This window comes from Rhizobium sp. No.120 (assembly GCF_054558365.1).
In genome coordinates this window covers 411417-431485 of record NZ_BAAJNQ010000003.1, presented here as the reverse complement: position 1 = coordinate 431485, position 20069 = coordinate 411417, and the positions used below count along the sequence as shown (strand labels likewise).

Genomic DNA, 20069 nt, shown 5'->3' with positions numbered 1-20069 from the left:
CAGAGGACTATGGATTCATTCGTTTCGACCTATCTCTGGCCGGCGCTGATCATGATCGGCCAGTCCTTGCTGCTCCTGGTCTGCCTGCTGATCTTCATCGCGTACATTCTGCTTGCCGACCGTAAGATCTGGGCCGCTGTCCAGCTGCGCCGCGGCCCGAACGTCGTCGGTCCTTTCGGCCTGTTCCAGTCCTTTGCCGACTTGCTGAAGTTCATGTTCAAGGAGCCGATCATCCCGGCTGGCGCCAACAAGACTGTGTTCCTGCTGGCGCCGCTGGTTTCCGTGGTGCTGGCGCTGTCGACCTGGGCCGTCGTGCCTGTCGCGCAGAACTGGGTCGTCGCCGATATCAACGTCGGCATCCTCTACATTCTGGCGATCTCGTCGCTCGAAGTTTACGGCATCATCATGGGCGGCTGGGCTTCGAACTCGAAGTATCCGTTCCTCGGCGCGCTCCGTTCGGCGGCGCAGATGGTGTCCTACGAAGTCTCGATCGGTCTCGTCATCGTCACCGTTCTGCTCTGCGTCGGTTCGCTCAACTTGACGGATATCGTGTTGTCGCAGCAGACCGGCCTCGGCACCAAGCTCGGCTTGCCGGCCTCGTTCCTCGACTGGCACTGGCTGTCGCTGTTCCCGATGTTCATCGTGTTCTTCATTTCGGCGCTCGCTGAAACGAACCGTCCGCCCTTCGACCTTCCGGAAGCGGAATCGGAGCTGGTTGCCGGCTTCATGGTCGAATATGGCTCTTCGCCCTACATGATGTTCATGCTCGGCGAATATGCCGCCGTCGTCCTGATGTGCTCGCTGACGACGATACTCTTCCTCGGCGGCTGGCTGCCTCCGGTCGATATCTGGATCCTGAACTGGGTTCCGGGCATCATCTGGTTCCTGCTGAAGTCGTGCTTTGTGTTCTTCATGTTCGCGATGGTGAAGGCCTTCGTGCCGCGCTACCGCTATGACCAACTCATGCGCCTCGGCTGGAAGGTTTTCCTGCCGCTGTCGCTCGCCATGGTCGTTATCGTTGCATTCGTGCTGAAGCTGACGGGATGGGCATGATGATGTCGATCCTCGCTTCAAGCAGATTTGGAGGTTGAAGATGGCCGGAATTTCCAACGCCGTCAGCTCGCTGTTCCTCAAGGAATTTGTCGGCGCATTCTTTTTGTCGATGCGTTACTTCTTCAAGCAGAAGGCAACGATCAACTACCCCTTCGAAAAGGGGCCGGTCAGCCCGCGCTTCCGCGGCGAACACGCGCTGCGCCGTTATCCGAACGGCGAAGAGCGTTGCATCGCCTGCAAGCTCTGCGAAGCCATCTGTCCTGCCCAGGCCATCACCATCGAGGCCGGGCCGCGCCGCAACGACGGCACCCGCCGCACGGTGCGTTACGACATCGATATGGTGAAGTGCATCTATTGCGGCTTCTGCCAGGAAGCTTGCCCGGTCGACGCCATCGTCGAAGGGCCGAACTTCGAATTCGCCACTGAGACCCGCGAAGAACTCTACTTCGACAAGGCGCGGCTTTTGGACAATGGCGACCGCTGGGAACGCGAAATCGCGCGCAACATCGCGATCGATTCGCCATACCGCTGAGCGGAATTCTGAATATGCCGCGACGGGCGGCCGATTGTCGCCGTCGCGGTTGAATCTAGACCGGAGTTTTGTCGGACCTATCGTCCGGCCGAGCTCCATCGGGCAGGGAAACTCCCGGCTGCCCGGGGGAAGACGAAAAAGGCACCAACATGGGTCTGCAGGCTCTTTTTTTCTATATCTTCGCCTTTGTCGCTGTGGCGTCGGCGTTCATGGTCATCTCGGCGCGGAATCCGGTCCATTCGGTCCTGTTCCTCATCCTGGTTTTCTTCAACGCGGCCGGCCTCTTCCTCTTGATGGGGGCTGAGTTCTTGGCAATGATCCTGCTGGTCGTTTATGTCGGCGCAGTGGCGGTTCTCTTCCTTTTCGTCGTCATGATGCTCGACATCGACTTCTCCGAGCTCAGGGCCGGCATTCTGGAATATGCACCGATCGGCGCGCTGATCGGCGTTATCCTGGCGGCCGAGCTGATCGTCGTCATCGGCGGCAGCGTCATCTCGCCGACCGTTGCCAAGACCGTCGCGATGCCGATCCCGGCTCTGACGCAGCGGACGAACACCGCCGCCCTCGGCGACGTGCTCTATACCAATTACGTTTATTTCTTCGAGATCGCTGGCCTCGTTCTGCTGGTCGCGATGATCGGCGCAATCGTGCTGACGCTGAAGCATCGCACACACATCAAGCGCCAGAACATTTCCCAACAGGTCGCCCGCACGCCTGCGACCGCCGTCGAGGTGGTCAAGGTCAAGCCGGGGCAGGGCGTCTGAGGCGAGGCACGAGGATCAAAGGAACAAGAACATGGTCATCGGACTTTCCCACTACCTCACAGTCAGCGCCATCCTCTTCGTGCTCGGCGTCTTCGGTATCTTTCTGAACCGCAAGAACGTCATCATCATCCTGATGTCGGTCGAGCTTATTTTGCTTGCCGTCAACATCAACATGGTCGCCTTCTCGTCGTTCCTCAACGACATCGTCGGCCAGGTTTTCGCTCTATTCATTTTGACCGTCGCCGCGGCTGAAGCTGCGATCGGTCTGGCAATTCTCGTCGTCTTCTACCGTAACCGGGGCTCCATCGCCGTCGAAGACGTCAACGTGATGAAGGGCTGATAAAGCTATGTTCTTATATAAGGCTATCGTCTTTCTTCCCCTGATTGGCGCGATCATCGCCGGCCTTTTCGGCCGCGCGATCGGCGCCAAGGCTTCGGAATATGTTACCACCGGCCTGATGATCATCGCGGCCGTCCTTTCATGGATCGTCTTCTTCACGGTGGCGCTCGGCCATACGGATGGCCCGATCAAGGTTGAAGTCCTGCGCTGGATCCAATCCGGCGGCATCGACGTTTCTTGGGCGCTGCGCGTCGACACGCTGACCTCGGTGATGCTGATCGTCGTGAACTCGGTTTCGACCCTCGTTCACGTCTATTCGATCGGATACATGCATCACGATCCGCATCGTCCGCGCTTCTTTGCCTATCTCTCGCTCTTCACCTTTGCCATGCTGATGCTGGTGACCTCCGACAACCTCGCCCAGATGTTCTTTGGCTGGGAAGGCGTCGGTCTCGCCTCCTATCTGCTGATCGGCTTTTGGTTCAAGAAGCCGTCGGCCTCGGCCGCCGCGATGAAGGCCTTCATAGTCAACCGCGTTGGCGACTTCGGCTTCGTTCTCGGTATCGCAGGCGTCTTCGTCCTCTTCGGATCGATCAATTTCGATGTCATCTTCGGCAATGCCCAGAGCTTCGCTTCCGGTCAGGGCGGCCAGCCGACCGATATCGTGCTCAACTTCCTCGGCATGCATCTCGATCGCGGCCACGCGCTGACGGCCGTCTGCCTGCTGCTGTTCATGGGCGCGATGGGCAAATCGGCGCAGTTCCTGCTGCATACCTGGCTGCCGGACGCCATGGAAGGCCCGACGCCTGTTTCCGCGCTCATCCATGCCGCAACCATGGTTACCGCCGGCGTCTTCCTTGTCGCCCGCATGTCGCCGATCTTCGAACTGTCGCAGGATGCGCTGACCTTCGTCACTATCATCGGCGCGATCACGGCCTTTTTCGCCGCGACCGTCGGCCTCGTGCAGAACGACATCAAGCGCGTCATCGCTTATTCGACCTGTTCGCAGCTCGGCTACATGTTCGTCGCCCTCGGCGTCGGCGCTTACGGCGCAGCCATCTTCCATCTTTTTACGCACGCCTTCTTCAAGGCTCTGCTTTTCCTCTGCGCCGGCTCGGTCATCCACGCCGTCGACGGCGAGCAGGACATGCGTCATATGGGCGGCCTTCGCCCCCATATCCAGAAGACCTTCTGGATGATGATTGTCGGCACGCTGGCAATCACCGGCGTCGGCATTCCGCTGACCCATATCGGCTTTGCCGGCTTCCTCTCCAAGGATGCGATCATTTTGGCGGCCTTCGCCTCGCACAACGCAGCCGCCGGCTTCGCCTTCACGCTGCTGGTTATTGCTGCGATGTTCACCAGCTTCTACTCCTGGCGCCTGATCTTCATGACCTTCTTCGGCAAGCCACGCGCTTCGCACGAGGTCATGCACCACGTGCATGAATCGCCGAACGTCATGCTGATCCCGCTTTACCTGCTGGCGATCGGCGCCGTCGCCGCCGGCATGTATTTCAACGCCGATTTCGTCGGTCACGCCTACGAGGAATTCTGGAAGCATGCGTTGTTCACGCTCCCGGACAACAAGATCCTCGAGGAAATGGAACATGCGCCGGTCTGGGTTGAACTCAGCCCCTTCATCGCCATGCTCCTCGGTCTCGTCACCGCCTGGTACTTCTATATCAAGTCGCCGGAAACACCGCGTCGCCTCGCCGAAAAGCAGCAGGTGCTCTACCAGTTCCTGCTGAACAAGTGGTACTTCGACGAACTCTATGACTTCCTCTTCGTCCGCTCGGCCAAGGCGCTTGGCCGCTTCCTCTGGAAGAAGGGCGATATCGGGGTCATCGACACCATCGGCCCGAACGGCATTGCGGCCCGCGTCGTCGATGTCACCAACCGCGTCGTGCGCCTGCAGACCGGCTATCTCTATCACTATGCCTTCGCGATGCTGCTCGGTATCGCAGCCCTCGTTACCTGGATGATGCTCGGGAGTTCCCTCTGATGACCGATTGGCCCATTCTTTCAACGGTCACCTTCCTGCCGCTGGTGGGCGTTCTCCTTCTGCTGTTCACGCAGGAGAACGGCGCCAATGGTCGCCGGAACGTCCTGAACATTTCGCTGGCGACGACCATCGTCACCTTCATCGTGTCGCTGTTCGTCTGGATCTGGTTCGATAATGCCAATCCGGGCTTCCAGCTCGTCGAGAAGCATGAGTGGCTGAACAGCGGCATCAGCTATCATCTGGGTGTCGACGGCATCTCCATGCTCTTCGTCATCCTGTCCACTTTCCTGATGCCCTTCTGCGTGCTCGCAAGCTGGCTCTCGGTCGAAAAGCGCCTGAAGGACTACATGATCGCCTTCCTCGTCCTTGAGACGATGATGATCGGCGTGTTCGTGTCGCTTGACATCGTGCTGTTCTACGTCTTCTTCGAAGCCGGCCTCATCCCGATGTTCCTGATCATCGGTGTCTGGGGCGGCAAGGACCGCGTCTATGCCAGCTACAAGTTCTTCCTCTACACGCTGCTCGGCTCGGTTCTGATGCTGCTCGCCATTATGGCGATGTACTGGCAGGCCGGTACGACCGACATCCCGACGCTGCTCGCTTACAAGTTCCCGCCGCAGCTGCAGACCTGGCTATGGCTCGCCTTCTTCGCCTCCTTTGCGGTGAAGATGCCGATGTGGCCGGTCCATACCTGGCTTCCGGACGCGCACGTTCAGGCGCCGACGGCAGGCTCGGTCATCCTGGCTGGCGTTCTTCTGAAGCTCGGCGGCTACGGCCTCATCCGCTTCTCGCTCGGCATGTTCCCGAACGCCTCGGAATATTTCGCTCCGCTCGTCTTCGCGCTCTCGGTCATCGCCATCATCTACACCTCGCTGGTGGCGATGATGCAGGACGACATCAAGAAGCTGATCGCCTATTCGTCGGTCGCCCACATGGGTTACGTGACGATGGGTATCTTCGCGGCCAACCAGCAGGGCGTCCAGGGTGCGATCTTCCAGATGCTGTCGCACGGCATCGTCTCGGGCGCACTCTTCCTCTGCGTCGGCGTGATCTATGACCGTACCCATACCCGCGAAATCGCGGCCTATGGCGGCCTGGTCAATAACATGCCGAAATATGCCGTCGCCATGATGGTCTTCACCATGGCCAATGTCGGCCTGCCCGGCACCTCTGGTTTCATCGGCGAATTCCTGACCCTGATCGGCGTCTTCCGTGCCAACACCTGGGTTGCGCTCTTCGCCGCGACCGGCGTCATCCTGTCGGCCGCCTATGCGCTCTGGCTCTACCGCCGCGTCATTTTCGGCGCGCTGGAGAAGGAAAACCTGAAGAAGCTTTTGGATCTGTCGCCGCGTGAACAGCTCATCCTCTATCCGCTGATCGCGCTCACGATCCTCTTCGGTGTCTACCCGGCTCCGATCTTCGATGCCACGGCGGCTTCGGTGGATCTGCTGGTGAACAATTATACCGCTGCCCTGCACGCTGCGCAGAATGTTGCGCTGTCGATGAATTGATGACGGGACCTATTCGACATGACTGCTGACACAATTCTTGCAAGCTTGCATCTTTCCATTCCGGAGCTCATCCTCGCGGTCGGTGCGCTTGTGTTGCTCATGATCGGCGTCTTCTCGGGCGAGCGGTCGGGTCCCACGGTCACGGGTCTTGCCATCGCGCTTCTCGCGGTGGCCGGCCTCTGGATCATCTTCGTGCCGGGCGAGGGGCTGGCCTACGGCGGCGCGTATCTCGCCGACGGCTTCTCCCGCTTCATGAAGATCGTCGCGCTGGTCGGCTCGATCGTCGCCATGTTCCTCAGCATGGGGCAGGCGAAAGAGCAGCAGCTCGATCGCTTTGAGTTCCCGGTTCTGCTCGTGCTCGCGACCCTCGGCATTTTGCTGATGATCTCGGCGCATGACCTGATCTCTCTCTATCTGTCGCTGGAGCTGCAGTCGCTGGCGCTCTACGTCGTGGCCGCCATCAACCGCGACAGCATCAAGTCGACCGAAGCCGGCCTGAAATATTTCGTGCTCGGCGCGCTGTCCTCCGGCATGCTGCTCTATGGCATGTCGCTGGTCTACGGCTTCACCGGCCACACGACATTCGATGCGATCGCGACCGCACTCAGCGCCGAGACCCGTTCGCTCGGCCTTGTCTTCGGTCTGGTCTTCGTGCTGGCGGGCCTCGCCTTCAAGATCTCCGCCGTGCCGTTCCACATGTGGACGCCGGACGTCTATGAAGGTGCGCCGACCCCGGTCACCGCCTTCTTCGCGGCGGCACCCAAGGTTGCCGCTATGGCTATCCTGACCCGCATCGTGGTCACGGCTTTCCATCCTGTCTTGGCCGATTGGCAGCAGATCATCGTCTTCATATCGATCGCTTCGATGGTGCTCGGCTCCTTCGCAGCGATCGGTCAGCGCAATTTCAAGCGACTGATGGCCTATTCGTCGATCGGTCACATGGGCTATGCGCTTGTCGGCCTCGCTGCCGGCACCAAGACCGGCGTATCCGGCGTCATGCTCTACATGGTCATCTACATGGTCATGACGCTCGGCTCCTTTGCCATCATCATGGCGATGCGCCGGAAGGATGGCCGTCAGGTCGAAAACATCGACGATCTCGCCGGCCTTTCGACGACCAATCCTTTCATGGCGGTCGTCCTGACGGCGCTGATGTTCTCGCTCGCCGGCATTCCGCCGCTCGCCGGCTTCTTCGGGAAGTACTTCGTCTTCGTTGCAGCCATCCAGGCGCATCTCTATGCGCTCGCCATTATCGGCGTTCTGGCTTCGGTTGTCGGTGCCTACTACTATCTGCGCGTCATCAAGGTGATGTGGTTCGATGAAGCCAAGGACGAATTCGCACGGACCGCCGGTTCGCTGCGCCTCGTCTTCGGTCTCTCCGGCCTGTTCGTCATTGCCTACGTCTTCTTCGGCGGCGCAATCGGCGGTGCGGCCGATCTGGCCGCTGCGACGCTGTTTTGATGGCGTCTGACATGAATAGCCGGAAGTCGCTCGCCGACTTCCGGCATGATGCCCTTCAGGAAACCTCGTCTACGAATAGCGTGTGCCTCGAGCGTGCACGTGCGGGTGACCCCGGGAACCTTTGGGTGACCGCCGAGCGACAGACGGGTGGACGCGGCCGCCGTGGTCGTCCTTGGGTGTCGGAGGCCGGTAATCTCTACGCATCTCTCCTTCTGATCGATCCCGCTCCGATGGACCGCCTCGGCTCGCTGCCGCTTGCGGTCGCGGTTGCCGTGCATCAGGCGGTACGTGGAGTACTGCCACTGGGGGCTGAGCCGGTCGAGATCAAATGGCCGAACGATATCCTGATCGGTCGCAAGAAGACCTGTGGCATTCTGATCGAAGGCGAGGCTTTGCCGGATGGGCGTTATGCGCTGGTCATCGGCATTGGCATCAACATTGCCGTCATGCCTGACAATCCGATGTATCCGGTCACCTGCCTCAGGCAGCAGGGCTCGATGGTGTCGTCGGACGAGCTGTTTGCCCATCTTTACGCCGATATGGCCGAGGCGCTCAACGTTTGGAACCGTGGCAAGGGTGTTCGCGAGATCACGGCGCGCTGGCGAGAGTTCGCATGCGGCGTCGGGGAAAAGATCACTGTCAACTTGCCCGATCGCTCGATTTTGGGCCATTTCTCGGGAATCGATGATAATGGCTTGTTGATGCTCGAAACCGAGGACGGCAGGATCACGCCGATCGCGGCGGGCGACGTTTTCTTTAGATAATGGTTGGGGATCACATGGCGAAGCAAGACGAATTTGTGTTTCTGCCCCTCGGCGGCGTCGGCGAAATCGGCATGAATCTCGCGCTCTATGGTTATGGCCCGGCGGACCAACGCCAGTGGATCATGGTCGATTGCGGCGTCACCTTCCCGGGGCCGGATCTCCCTGGCGTCGATCTCGTCTTGCCGGATATCCGTTTCCTCGCCAAGGAGCGCAAGAACCTCAAGGGCATCATCATCACCCATGCCCATGAGGATCACTACGGCGCGCTGAACGATCTCTGGCCGGGCCTGAACGTTCCGATCTACGCCTCCGCCTTCACTGCCGGCCTTCTCGAAGCCAAGCGCGACTATGAGAAGTCGATGGGCGAGATCCCGGTTACGCTGTTCAGGGCAGGCGACCGCATCAACGTTGGTCCCTTCGAGATCGAAGGCGTGGCCGTCAACCATTCGATCCCCGAGCCGATGTCGCTGATGATCCGCACACCGCTCGGTAATGTCGTCCATACGGGTGACTGGAAGATCGATCACGAGCCGTCGCTTGGTCCGCTGACCGACGAAACCCGCTTCCGTCAGCTCGGCGACGAGGGTGTGCTGGCGCTGATGTGCGATTCCACCAATGCGCTGCGTGATGGCGTTTCGCCTTCGGAGAAGGATGTTTCCGAAAGCCTGCGCAAGATTATCGAGGATGCCGAGGGCAGGGTGGCGATCACCACCTTCTCCTCGAATGTCGGCCGTATCCGCACTATCGCCGAAGCCGCCGAGGCAGCGGGCCGCGAGATCTTGCTGCTCGGCAGCTCGCTTAAGCGTGTCGTCGATGTGGCCCGGGATATTGGCCTTATGGAAGGCATCAAGCCCTTCATCGCTGAAGACGAATATGGCTATATCCCGCGCGACAAGGTCGTGGTGATCCTCACCGGCAGCCAGGGCGAGCCCCGCGCAGCTCTTGCCAAACTCTCCCGGGACGAGATGCGCAACGTCGCATTGGCTGCGGGCGATATCGTCGTCTTTTCCTCGCGCGCCATTCCCGGCAATGAGAAGGCGATTCAGGACATCAAGAACGGCCTGATCGAGCAGGGCGTGCATGTGGTGACGGATGCCGAAGCGCTCGTGCACGTCTCCGGCCATCCCCGGCGCAACGAGCTGCAGAAGATGTACGAGTGGACGCGTCCGAAGGTTGTTATCCCCGTTCATGGCGAGGCGACACATCTGACCGCGCATAAGGAACTGGCCGAACAGAGCGGTATCGCCACCGTGCCGCGCGTCCGTAACGGCGATGTCGTGCGCCTTGCGCCCGGTCCCGTCGAAGTGATCGGAGAGGCGCCGCATGGGCGCATCTTCAAGGACGGCATACTGATCGGCGATTTCGATGAGATGGGCATCGGCGAGCGCAAGAAACTCTCCTATGTCGGCCATGTTGCTGTGAACGTAGTTCTCGATGCACGCTATGATATCGTCGGCGATCCCGATGTCGTCCCGATCGGTCTGCCGGCTTATGATGATGAAGGTGAGGAGATGGAGGACACGCTCTTCGACGCCATTGTCAGTGCCATCGAGAGCATTCCACGGGCGCGCCGCAAGGATCTGGACATGCTGCAGGAGGCTGTACGCCGCGCGGTGCGTGCCGCCGCTAACCAGGGCTGGGGCAAGAAGCCGGTCGTGACCGTATTCGTCACGCGCACCGGCGGCTGAGTCCAACAGCCGATCGGCGAGGAGAGTGCCGTGCTGGGACGTATCAATCACATTGCGATAGCCGTGCCGGACATCGCCGCGGCTTCCAAGGCCTATCGTGAAACACTCGGTGCTACCGTCTCTCAGCCGCAGGCACTTCCGGAACACGGCGTAACTGTGGTTTTCGTTGAGCTGCCGAATAGTAAGGTCGAGCTACTCGAGCCCCTGGGCGAAGCTTCGCCCATCGCCTCCTTCCTTGCCAAGAATCCGGATGGCGGCATGCACCATATCTGTTACGAAGTCACGGATATCCTCGTGGCACGCGATCAGCTGGCCGCCAGGGGCGCGCGCGTGCTTGGCAACGGCGAACCGAAGATCGGCGCCCATGGCAAGCCTGTACTCTTCCTGCATCCAAAGGATTTCTTCGGCACGCTCATCGAGCTTGAGCAGGTGTGACATCAGAGCTGGATGATTTCTGACGGAACCGGCCTAAAATCTGAATCTGCTTTAGGTGCGCTCATTGGCGCTTTGAAAGGCGACTGCTTTGCCCCTATAAGCAGTTTGGATGAGGAGGAGACGAGCAGGCTCGTTTCGAAGGGAGCATAATGGCACAGCAGATCATCGCCAGTATCGCCGTTTATTTCGTTGTATGGTGGATTACGCTTTTTGCCGTCCTGCCGTTCGGTCTACGCACCCAGGCCGAAGATGAGCATGTGGTTCTAGGTACGGTCGAAAGTGCGCCGACGAAATTCCGGGCCTGGCGAGTGGTCCTCATTACGACGCTTGTGTCGGCTCTCCTGTATGGCACCTGGTATGTTGCGTCGCATTACCTTGGACTGAACATAGATTCCATTCCGCGGTTCGTTCCGAACTATAATTGATCTAGCAAAGGACGGGGTGAAAACGCGGGTCAGTCAGCTGAACCTTCCCGCTTTCTTCCGAATAGCGAAGACGCTTGATGCCTTTTGTCTGTGGGAAGACGCGATGGATAACCGCGACGGACTTTTTTCGGATTTGCTCGCGCCTCGCAATCGCCATCAATTCGTCACACGCCTGTCACGTGCATGGCGCATCAAATTTCTGACAATGCTTGAGATGCTTTGCTGAAAAGCTGAAATAAGCTTTGCGACAAGCGGATCGATTTACAGTAGAGCGACTTGAGAAAGCAAAAAAAAACAAGGCTATAAGCCTTGTTTTAAAGTATCGCGTGATCCTTATCCGTTACCGGGGCAGCGAACGAGCGCGCCTAAGATCTGATCCTCCCAAGACTTGACCGCGAAACGACAAGAATTTAGCCTTCCTGCCTCTTTTGTGAGCTGAAATTAGCTCAAACATTGAGCTTTGTCATCCTTTTTTTTGCTTTTTTGCTACACTCGCGCAGAATTTTTCTGTTGACGGATTTTCGCCGTAAATCCTTATAAATGTGCGCTTTTTCGAAACGACCGAAATAGGTGCTTTCCCCTGGATTTGCAGGCTTTTGCCAAAATCCTCTGTTGAAGAATGCGGGTTTCCTTCCTTCGCCGAAGCAGTTATGAACTGCCTCCAGTACATAATTTGCTAACGATTCCGCCGTGAGCGGAACGTCAAACCATCTGGAACAAGCGTCATGCGTCTGTCTCGTTACTTCATGCCCATTCTGAAGGAAAATCCTAAAGAGGCTGAAATTGTTTCCCATCGGCTCATGCTGCGCACCGGCATGATCCGGCAGCAGTCGCAGGGTATCTATTCGTGGCTGCCGCTAGGCAAGCGCGTACTGGACAAGGTCAACAAGATCATCCGCGAGGAGCAGAACCGCTCCGGCGCCATCGAGCTGTCGATGCCGACGCTGCAGTCGGCTGAGCTCTGGCAGGAAAGCGGCCGTTACGACGCTTACGGCAAGGAAATGCTGCGCATCAAGGACCGACAGGATCGGCCGATGCTCTATGGTCCGACCAATGAGGAAATGATCACCGATATCTTCCGGTCCTACATCAAGTCTTACAAAGACTTGCCGCTGAACCTCTATCATATCCAGCTGAAGTTCCGAGACGAAATTCGTCCGCGTTTTGGCACGATGCGCTCGCGCGAATTCATGATGAAGGATGCCTATTCCTTCGATCTGACGCAGGAGGGCGCGGTACATTCTTATAACAAGATGTTCGCCGCCTATCTGCGTACCTTCAGTCGTCTCGGCCTGAGAGCAATCCCGATGCGCGCCGATACCGGTCCCATCGGCGGCAATCTCAGTCACGAATTCATCATTCTCGCCGATACCGGCGAGTCGGAAGTCTTCTGCCACAAGGATTTCGTCAATTTCGACATTCCCGGCGAGGATACTGATTTTGATGATGTCGCCGGCCTGAAGGGGATTTTTGACAAGTGGACCTCCGTCTATGCCGCCACCTCGGAAATGCATGACGAAGCCGCCTTCAACGCCATTCCGGAAGGTGATCGTCTGTCTGCGCGCGGCATCGAGGTCGGTCACATCTTCTATTTCGGCACCAAATATTCCGAGCCGATGGGTGCGAAGGTGCAGGGTCCGGATGGCAAGGAACATGCTGTCCACATGGGATCTTACGGTATCGGCCCGACACGCCTTGTTCCCGCCATCATCGAAGCATCGCATGACGAGAACGGAATCATCTGGCCGGAATCGGTCGCGCCGTTCGATGTCGTGCTGATCAACATGAAGGCCGGTGATCAGGCCTGCGACGACGCCTGCGAAACGGTCTACGCGGCTCTCTCGAAGGCCGGCAAGGACGTGCTGTACGACGATCGCGACGATCGCGCCGGAACGAAGTTCGCAACGGCCGACCTGATCGGTGTGCCCGTGCAGATTATCGTTGGCCCGCGTTCGATCGCGAACGGTGAAGTGGAAGTGAAGGACCGCAAGACCGGCGCTCGCGAGACGATGACGGTTGAAGCAGCGATCAATCGGCTGGCAGGCTGATTGACGATACAAAGGATGAAAGGCGAATGGCGGTGAGCGCGGCAGTGGAACAGCAGGAAAATTCGTTCAAGGCCGGCCCATCGTCTCGCCCGTTCTCCGGTTTCGAACGGCTCGTTGCCTGGCGCTACCTGCGCTCTCGGCGCAAGGAAGCCTCGATTTCGGTGATTGCCGGCTTCTCACTGGTCGGCATCATGCTTGGCGTAGCCGCGCTGATCATCGTCATGGCCGTCATGAACGGTTTCCGTGCCGAGCTCTTCAAGCAGATTCTCGGCTTCAACGGTCATGTCGTCGTTCAGCCGATCGATTCGCCGCTGAACGACTATGCCGATCTGGCAAAGAAGTTTTCAGCCGTTCCCGGCGTCACCATGGCCCTGCCGCTCGTCGAGGGCGAAACGCTGGCCTCCGGCCGCGGCGGTTCGGGCACCGGCGCACTGGTGCGCGGCATCCGTTCGGAAGATCTAACCAAGCTCAAATCGGTCTCCGATCACGTTGTCTCCGGCGATATGGTCGGTTTCGCTTCGGGACAGGGTGTGCTCGTTGGAAGCCGGCTGGCCCGGCAATTAGGCCTGACGGTCGGCGATCAGATCACCCTTACAGCACCGGATGGCGATGTGACGCCTTTTGGTGTCAATCCGCGCGTCAAAGCCTATACGATCTCCGGTATCTTCGAGGTCGGTATGTCGGAATATGATTCCTCCGTTGTCTTCATGCCACTGGAGGAGGCTCAGGTCTTCTTCAATGCCGAGGGTATTGTCGAGAAGATAGAGCTCTTCATCACCAATCCAGATGACGTCGATCAATTGCGGCCCAAGATCGAAGAGGCGGCGGGACGGCAGATTTTCCTGACGGACTGGCGGCAGGTCAACGCCACTTTCTTCTCGGCCCTGCAGGTCGAGCGCAACACGATGTTCATGATCCTGACGCTGATCGTTCTCGTCGCTGCGCTGAACATCATTTCCGGCCTTATCATGCTTGTGAAGGATAAGGGCAGCGATATAGCCATCCTGCGCACCATGGGCGCGACATCAGGCGCGATCATGCGCATCTTCTTCATGACGGGAGCGGCAATCGGCGTCGTCGGAACGTTTGCCGGCGTCATACTCGGCGTCCTTGTTTGCCTCAACATCGAGTCCATCCGCCAGTTCTTCTCCTGGATTTCCGGCACCGTGATCTTCAATCCGGAGGTCTATTTCCTCAGCAAATTGCCGGCCCAGATGAATCTCGGCGAGACCGTCTCCGTTATCGTGATGGCGCTTACTCTCTCCTTCCTTGCCACCATCTTTCCGGCCTGGCGGGCCTCGCGGCTCGATCCGGTGCAAGCGCTGCGCTACGAATAAGGATATTCCATTTGATGAAACGCAACGTCGTTCTCCAGCTCTCTGGCGTGGAGCGTCATTACGGGCAGGGCGAGACGCGGCTGTCGATCTTAAAGAGGGCGGATTTCACCCTGCACAGCGGCGAGATCGTCGCGCTCGTAGCGCCGTCAGGAACCGGCAAGTCGACGCTGCTGCATGTGGCTGGGCTGCTGGAGCATCCGGATGGCGGCGAGGTGCTCGTCAACGGTCAGGCCTGCGAGGGATTGTCCGACGATAAACGTACGGCCGTGCGCCGCAGCGAAATCGGCTTCGTCTATCAGTTTCATCACCTGCTTCCGGAATTCTCGGCGCTTGAGAACATCATGATGCCGCAGCTTATTTCCGGGCTTTCGCGTAAGGATGCGAGCGAGCGGGCTGCCCAGCTTCTCGACTACATGCGCATCGGCCATCGCGCTGATCATCGCCCCGCCGAGCTCTCCGGCGGCGAGCAGCAGCGCGTCGCGATCGCCCGTGCCGTCGCCAATGCGCCGCTGGTGCTGCTGGCCGACGAGCCCACGGGCAATCTCGACCCGGCGACTGCACATTACGTCTTCGATGCGCTCGAGGCACTCGTGCGTCAGTCGGGCCTCGCCGCATTGATCGCTACCCACAATCACGAGCTTGCAGCTCGCATGGATCGCCGTGTTACCCTGAGCGAAGGCAAAGTGGTCGAGGTCTGAGCGCCTGTTATGGGACGATCAGGCCGCCGCGGTAATCCAGTTCATAGGCCTTGCGGTCCTTCACCATGATAGCCTCATGTCCGGTGAAGTGATCGCACGCCCCGGTGCTTCGGTCGATATAGCGGCCATAGACATGTTCGAATTCGAATCCGCCGAGAAAGCGTTTTTCATCCTGATAGAGGCGCAGAAGTGCCGCCTTGATGACCATGCCGGCTCGCGTTCCGTCGATCAGATCGGGTTCAACGATATGGCCGAAATAGTTCATGGCCCATACAGGCTGGTCATCATGCCAGACGAGCTCCTGTCCAGCGAAATCCGTGCCACCGAAGTAACTGTCCAGATAGCGCCAGCGGCCGCTCGCATAACCGATTTCATGCGAGCCGTTTCGGCAGGATGGTAGCCGCTCGCCATCGCCGACATAGGTCTCGGCTTTGGCGGCGACAATAAAATCGTTCAGCTCGGCAAGATCCGGCACGGCCCTCTCCAATTCTGGTGTGCCGACACAGCGCCATTGATCCATGAAATTGTAAAGAACAAAAGGGTAACATTGGCGCTATTGACCGACTCCGCAGGCCTTCTCCCCGATATCATCCTGCCAATCCTGGATGCTGATAGTCTTGGAATCGGCCTTCAGCGTCTTGCCGCCTTTCGTCACCTTGCCGGTCAGCACGTTGTAATCGCAGCTCTGGCTGTTATCCGGTTCGAGCGTATCGCGGGCATCGTAGGTGTAGCCGGCAACCACGAAACCATTGTTGCGATAGGCAAGCGTCAGGGTTTGATGCCAGCGGTCGCGGCCGACGGAATCGTTCTGCGAGGTGATTGCAATCGAGCCGTTCGGCAGCGCGGCGATGGAGGGTTCCTGGCCGTAAATGTCAGGGCCGGCTCTGCCCCAGATCTTGTCCGGACCGCTTGCGGTCAACTGCAACAGAGAATGCTCGTTGTCGCGAAGATAGATGTAGATGCTGATGGAAGTTTCAGCCGGCTTGTCCGCTGGGGGCGCGACCAGAATGGCAAGGTCCGGCTTGCCGTCCTTGTTCCAGTCGCCGATTGCGGCGTCGACGATGCGGCCGGACGTAATTGTATCCTCGGCGTGAGCCGCAGTTGCAGTCCAAAGAAGAATGAGAGTGCAGGCAAGTGATTTCATCGTGATTTCCCTGTTTGCCTTTGCATAACGTCCGGTTGTGCCGGCGTCCATCGGAGGCTGAAAACCGTCTGATGAAATTTCTTGATGTGTCTATTGACTCTCGAACAAAAATGGAACAAAAAAGAAACATAACGAGTAAGGAGCGCCTAAATGACCGACATTATTCGAGACCTTGCAGCATTCACTTCCATCGTCATGTTCGTCGCCAGCTTTTCTCTCATCATGATGGCGATGTAAGTTTGTCCCCTGTTTGCACATGCTGTTCCCATATTTGATGGGGGCAACTTCTGGACTTTACGGTCCGCACTGCCGAAAATGCCGCTGATTCATTCAGGCGTGCGGAAGGGTATGAAATGGCGGATGCAGGTGGCAGCGGCGCGGTGGTGCCGGTCGGCGAAATGCCGGAATTCGTGCACCTCAGGGTTCATTCCGCCTATTCTCTGCTAGAGGGCGCATTGCCGCTCAAGAAGATATTGGCCAAGGCTGCCGGGGACAGCCAGCCGGCCATTGCGATCACCGACACTAACAATCTGTTCGTTGCCCTGGAGTTCTCGCAGAAGGCGATGGATGAGGGACTGCAGCCGATCATCGGCTGTCAGCTATCGATCGATATGGAGGATGGCGGCGAGGGCGAGAAGCGCGGGCCGCAGCAGGCTCTGGCGAAGCTGCCCTCCATTGTGCTGCTCGCCGCGACCGAGCGGGGATATGAGCGCCTCGTCGATCTCGTCAGCCGCGCCTATCTCGGCGGCGAGGGTAGTAGCGCCGTTCACATCGCAGCCTCATGGCTGGACGAGATCGGCACGGAAGGAATGATTGCGCTCACCGGTTCGCTCACCGGCCCCGTCGATATGGCTTTGAAAGAAGGGCATTCCACGCAAGCGCTCTCCCGGTTGTTGAGGCTGAAGCAGCTGTTCGGCGACAGGCTTTATGTCGAATTGCAGCGCCATGGCACCTATGATCGTCGTCACGAGCAGAAGATGATCAAGCTGGCTTACGAGCACGAGATCCCGCTCGTCGCCACCAACGAAGCCTTTTTCCCGACGCGGGACGATTATGATGCGCATGATGCTTTGATGGCGGTGGCCCACAATGCCATCGTCTCGGACGATACCCGGTTCCGCTTGACGCCGGACCACTATCTGAAGAGCCGCGCAGACATGGCGAAGCTTTTCGCCAACTTGCCGGAAGCGCTTGATAACACGGTCGAGATCGCCCGTCGCTGCTCATTCGTGTTGAAAACACGCTCGCCGATCCTCCCGCGCTTCACCGGGGCGACTGACGATCCTGAAGAGGCTGGGCGCGCCGAGGCGGCCGAGCTGCGCGCTCAGGCGGTCGAGGGGCTGGAGCAGCGCATCGCATCGCTTGGAATGGCGCCGGGCTATACGGAAAAGGATTATCGCGAGCGGCTGGAGTTCGAACTGAGCGTCATCGAGCGCATGAAGTTTCCCGGCTACTTCCTGATCGTTGCCGACTTCATCAAATGGGCCAAGCGCCACGATATCCCCGTCGGCCCGGGCCGCGGTTCCGGTGCGGGCTCGCTGGTCGCCTATGCTCTTACCATCACCGACGTCGATCCACTGCGCTTCTCGCTGCTGTTCGAGCGCTTCCTCAATCCGGAACGCGTCTCGATGCCGGACTTCGATATCGACTTCTGCCAGGACCGGCGCGAAGAAGTGATCCGTTACGTGCAGGCCAAGTATGGCCGCGAGCAGGTAGCGCAGATCATCACCTTCGGTTCGCTGCAGGCACGCGCAGCCTTGCGCGATGTCGGCCGCGTGCTCGAAATGCCCTATGGCCAGGTGGATAAGATCTGCAAGCTGGTGCCGAACAATCCCGCTAATCCGACACCGCTGAGCAAGGCGATCGAGGAGGAGCCGCGCCTGCAGGAGGAGGCGGACAAGGAGCCGGTCGTCGCCCGTCTTCTCGATATCGCGCAGAAGATCGAAGGTCTCTATCGCCACGCCTCGACCCATGCCGCCGGTATCGTCATCGGCGACCGTCCGCTGTCGAAGCTCGTGCCGATGTATCGCGACCCGCGCTCGGACATGCCCGTCACCCAATTCAACATGAAATGGGTGGAGCAGGCCGGCCTGGTGAAATTCGACTTCCTCGGCCTGAAGACGCTGACTGTCCTGAAGACGGCGGTCGATTTCGTTGCCAAGCGCGGCATATCGATCGATCTCGCCAGCATCCCGCTCGATGACAAGAAGACCTATGACATGCTCTCGCGCGGCGAGACCGTCGGCGTGTTCCAGGTGGAAAGTGCGGGCATGCGCAAGGCGCTGATCGGCATGCGTCCGGACTGCATCGAGGACATCATCGCGCTCGTGGCGCTTTATCGTCCCGGCCCGATGGAGAACATCCCCGTTTATAATGCCCGCAAGCACGGCGAGGAAGAGATCGAATCGATCCATCCGAAGATCGATTATCTCCTGAAGGAAACCCAGGGCGTTATCGTCTATCAGGAACAGGTGATGCAGGTTGCCCAGGTACTCTCGGGCTATTCCCTCGGCGAAGCCGATCTCCTGCGCCGTGCTATGGGTAAGAAGATCAAGGAGGAAATGGACAAGCAGCGCGAGCGTTTTGTCGACGGCGCCATCAAGAACGGCGTTTCGAAGGGGCAGGCCGATGTCATTTTCGATCTGCTCGCGAAATTCGCCAACTACGGCTTCAACAAATCGCACGCCGCCGCCTACGCCATCGTCTCCTACCAGACTGCCTATATGAAGGCACACTATCCGGTAGAATTCCTCGCAGCGTCGATGACGCTCGACATGGCCAATACCGAGAAGGTTAACGACTTTCGTCAGGATGCCAAGCGACTGGGCATCGAGGTCATCGCGCCCTCCGTGCAGACCTCGTTCCGCCATTTCGAGACGGGTGATAACAGCATCTATTATGCTCTGGCCGCCATCAAGGGTGTCGGTGAATCCGCGGTCGACCACATCGTCGAGGTGCGTGGCGACAAGCCCTTCGCCGGCATCGAGGATTTCTGCCTGCGCATCGATCCCAAGCAGATCAACCGCCGCGTTCTGGAGAGCCTGATCTGCGCGGGCGCCTTCGACTGCTTCGAGATCGATCGCGCGCAGCTGATCGCCGGCCTGGACCGCGTTATAGGCTACGCCCAGGTGGCGCAGGAAAACAAACGCAGCGGCCAGCATGATATGTTCGGAAGTGCCGCCTCCGGGCCGGAAAAGATCGTGTTCCCACCCTACACGCCCTGGCTCGCCTCAGAGCGTCTGTTGCGCGAATTCCAGGTGCTTGGCTTCTATCTGACGGCACATCCGCTCGATACTTATAAGAGCGTGCTCGAGAAGATGCGGGTGCAGCCTTTCGCCGATTTTTCCGCCGCGGTGAAGCAAGGCGCCAGCAACGGGCGTCTCGCCGGCACGGTCATCTCCAAGCAGGAGCGCAAGACCCGCACCGGCAACAAGATGGGCATCTTCGTCTTTTCCGATGCTTCGGGCCAGTTCGAAGCCGTGCTGTTTTCGGAAACGCTCAACCAGTATCGCGACGTTCTCGAAGTCGGCAAATCCTTTGTCATTACGGCCCAGGCGGACGAGCGCCCCGAAGGCATCAGCCTGCGCCTGCAGACGGCGCAGTCGCTGGAGGAGAAGTCGTTGCAGATGCAGAAGGCGCTGCGCGTCTATGTCCGCGATTCCGGCCCATTAAAAGCCGTTGCTGCGCATCTGAACACCAAAGGCGACGGCCTTGTGTCCTTCATTGTCATCAAGGAAGAGGGCTTGCGCGAGGTCGAGGTGGCACTACCGGAGAAATATCGCATCACGCCCGAAATCGCTGCTGCTCTGCGCACGGCACCGGGCGTGATCGACGTGGAGCTGGTCTGAAGCAATTCCAGGAAAAGTG

At 58.9% G+C, this 20069-nt stretch carries 17 protein-coding genes; 15 read left to right on the top strand and 2 right to left on the bottom strand.

Features of this window, described 5'->3' with window-relative positions; all coding sequences use genetic code 11:
* Window positions 1-9: 9 nt before the first annotated feature.
* The 14 genes from nuoH to ACYJRZ_RS12770 all read left to right on the top strand — a co-directional run bounded on the left by nuoH (window position 10) and on the right by ACYJRZ_RS12770 (window position 15058).
* Window positions 10-1053, top strand: coding sequence for an NADH-quinone oxidoreductase subunit NuoH (nuoH, locus tag ACYJRZ_RS12835; RefSeq protein WP_047627053.1), 1044 nt, complete (start codon window positions 10-12; stop codon window positions 1051-1053).
* 40 nt (window positions 1054-1093) lie between these two features.
* A complete protein-coding gene (gene nuoI / locus ACYJRZ_RS12830) occupies window positions 1094-1585 on the top strand; it encodes an NADH-quinone oxidoreductase subunit NuoI (RefSeq protein ID WP_069614971.1) in 492 nt (163 codons plus the stop codon).
* Window positions 1586-1734: 149 nt separating this feature from the next.
* Window positions 1735-2349, top strand: coding sequence for an NADH-quinone oxidoreductase subunit J (locus tag ACYJRZ_RS12825; protein ID WP_069614970.1), 615 nt, complete (start codon window positions 1735-1737; stop codon window positions 2347-2349).
* A 31-nt stretch (window positions 2350-2380) separates the two neighbouring features.
* Window positions 2381-2689 (top strand): NADH-quinone oxidoreductase subunit NuoK, encoded by a 309-nt coding sequence (gene nuoK, locus ACYJRZ_RS12820; RefSeq protein ID WP_007689961.1) that lies wholly within the window; start codon window positions 2381-2383, stop codon window positions 2687-2689.
* Between the two features lie 7 nt (window positions 2690-2696).
* On the top strand, window positions 2697-4691 hold the full coding sequence (nuoL, locus tag ACYJRZ_RS12815) for an NADH-quinone oxidoreductase subunit L (RefSeq protein WP_459459264.1): 1995 nt from the start codon (window positions 2697-2699) through the stop codon (window positions 4689-4691).
* Window positions 4691-6202, top strand: a complete 1512-nt coding sequence (locus ACYJRZ_RS12810) for an NADH-quinone oxidoreductase subunit M (RefSeq protein WP_459459263.1) — start codon at window positions 4691-4693, stop codon at window positions 6200-6202. Before nuoL ends, ACYJRZ_RS12810 begins: the two co-directional genes overlap by 1 nt.
* 18 nt (window positions 6203-6220) lie before the next feature.
* Window positions 6221-7663 carry an NADH-quinone oxidoreductase subunit NuoN gene (gene nuoN, locus ACYJRZ_RS12805; protein ID WP_459459262.1) on the top strand — a complete coding sequence of 481 codons (1443 nt, stop codon included), beginning with the start codon at window positions 6221-6223 and terminating at the stop codon, window positions 7661-7663.
* Window positions 7663-8427 (top strand): biotin--[acetyl-CoA-carboxylase] ligase, encoded by a 765-nt coding sequence (locus ACYJRZ_RS12800; RefSeq protein ID WP_459459261.1) that lies wholly within the window; start codon window positions 7663-7665, stop codon window positions 8425-8427. The genes nuoN and ACYJRZ_RS12800 overlap by 1 nt, the downstream gene beginning before the upstream one ends.
* A gap of 14 nt (window positions 8428-8441) precedes the next feature.
* Complete coding sequence (locus ACYJRZ_RS12795) at window positions 8442-10115, top strand: ribonuclease J (RefSeq protein ID WP_459459260.1); 1674 nt, start codon at window positions 8442-8444, stop codon at window positions 10113-10115.
* A gap of 30 nt (window positions 10116-10145) precedes the next feature.
* Entirely contained in the window at window positions 10146-10550 is a 405-nt protein-coding gene (gene mce, locus ACYJRZ_RS12790; RefSeq protein ID WP_459459259.1) for a methylmalonyl-CoA epimerase, read from the top strand.
* A gap of 149 nt (window positions 10551-10699) precedes the next feature.
* Complete coding sequence (locus tag ACYJRZ_RS12785; RefSeq protein WP_459459258.1) at window positions 10700-10975, top strand: DUF1467 family protein; 276 nt, start codon at window positions 10700-10702, stop codon at window positions 10973-10975.
* Between the two features lie 725 nt (window positions 10976-11700).
* Window positions 11701-13023, top strand: a complete 1323-nt coding sequence (proS, locus tag ACYJRZ_RS12780) for a proline--tRNA ligase (RefSeq protein WP_459459257.1) — start codon at window positions 11701-11703, stop codon at window positions 13021-13023.
* A gap of 26 nt (window positions 13024-13049) precedes the next feature.
* A complete protein-coding gene (locus tag ACYJRZ_RS12775; protein ID WP_459459256.1) occupies window positions 13050-14360 on the top strand; it encodes a lipoprotein-releasing ABC transporter permease subunit in 1311 nt (436 codons plus the stop codon).
* 14 nt (window positions 14361-14374) lie between these two features.
* The gene (locus ACYJRZ_RS12770; protein WP_459459255.1) at window positions 14375-15058 is read left to right on the top strand and encodes an ABC transporter ATP-binding protein; all 684 of its coding nucleotides are present in this window, start codon (window positions 14375-14377) and stop codon (window positions 15056-15058) included.
* Between the two features lie 7 nt (window positions 15059-15065).
* Here ACYJRZ_RS12770 and ACYJRZ_RS12765 read toward each other — a convergent pair whose 3' ends face one another.
* Both ACYJRZ_RS12765 and ACYJRZ_RS12760 read right to left on the bottom strand, forming a co-directional pair.
* Entirely contained in the window at window positions 15066-15533 is a 468-nt protein-coding gene (locus tag ACYJRZ_RS12765; RefSeq protein ID WP_459459254.1) for a DUF5680 domain-containing protein, read from the bottom strand.
* Between the two features lie 78 nt (window positions 15534-15611).
* Window positions 15612-16202 (bottom strand): hypothetical protein, encoded by a 591-nt coding sequence (locus ACYJRZ_RS12760; RefSeq protein ID WP_459459253.1) that lies wholly within the window; start codon window positions 16200-16202, stop codon window positions 15612-15614.
* A 353-nt stretch (window positions 16203-16555) separates the two neighbouring features.
* Here ACYJRZ_RS12760 and dnaE point away from each other — a divergent pair, with 353 nt between their 5' ends.
* Entirely contained in the window at window positions 16556-20050 is a 3495-nt protein-coding gene (dnaE, locus tag ACYJRZ_RS12755) for a DNA polymerase III subunit alpha (protein ID WP_459459252.1), read from the top strand.
* The last annotated feature ends 19 nt before the right edge of the window (window positions 20051-20069 follow it).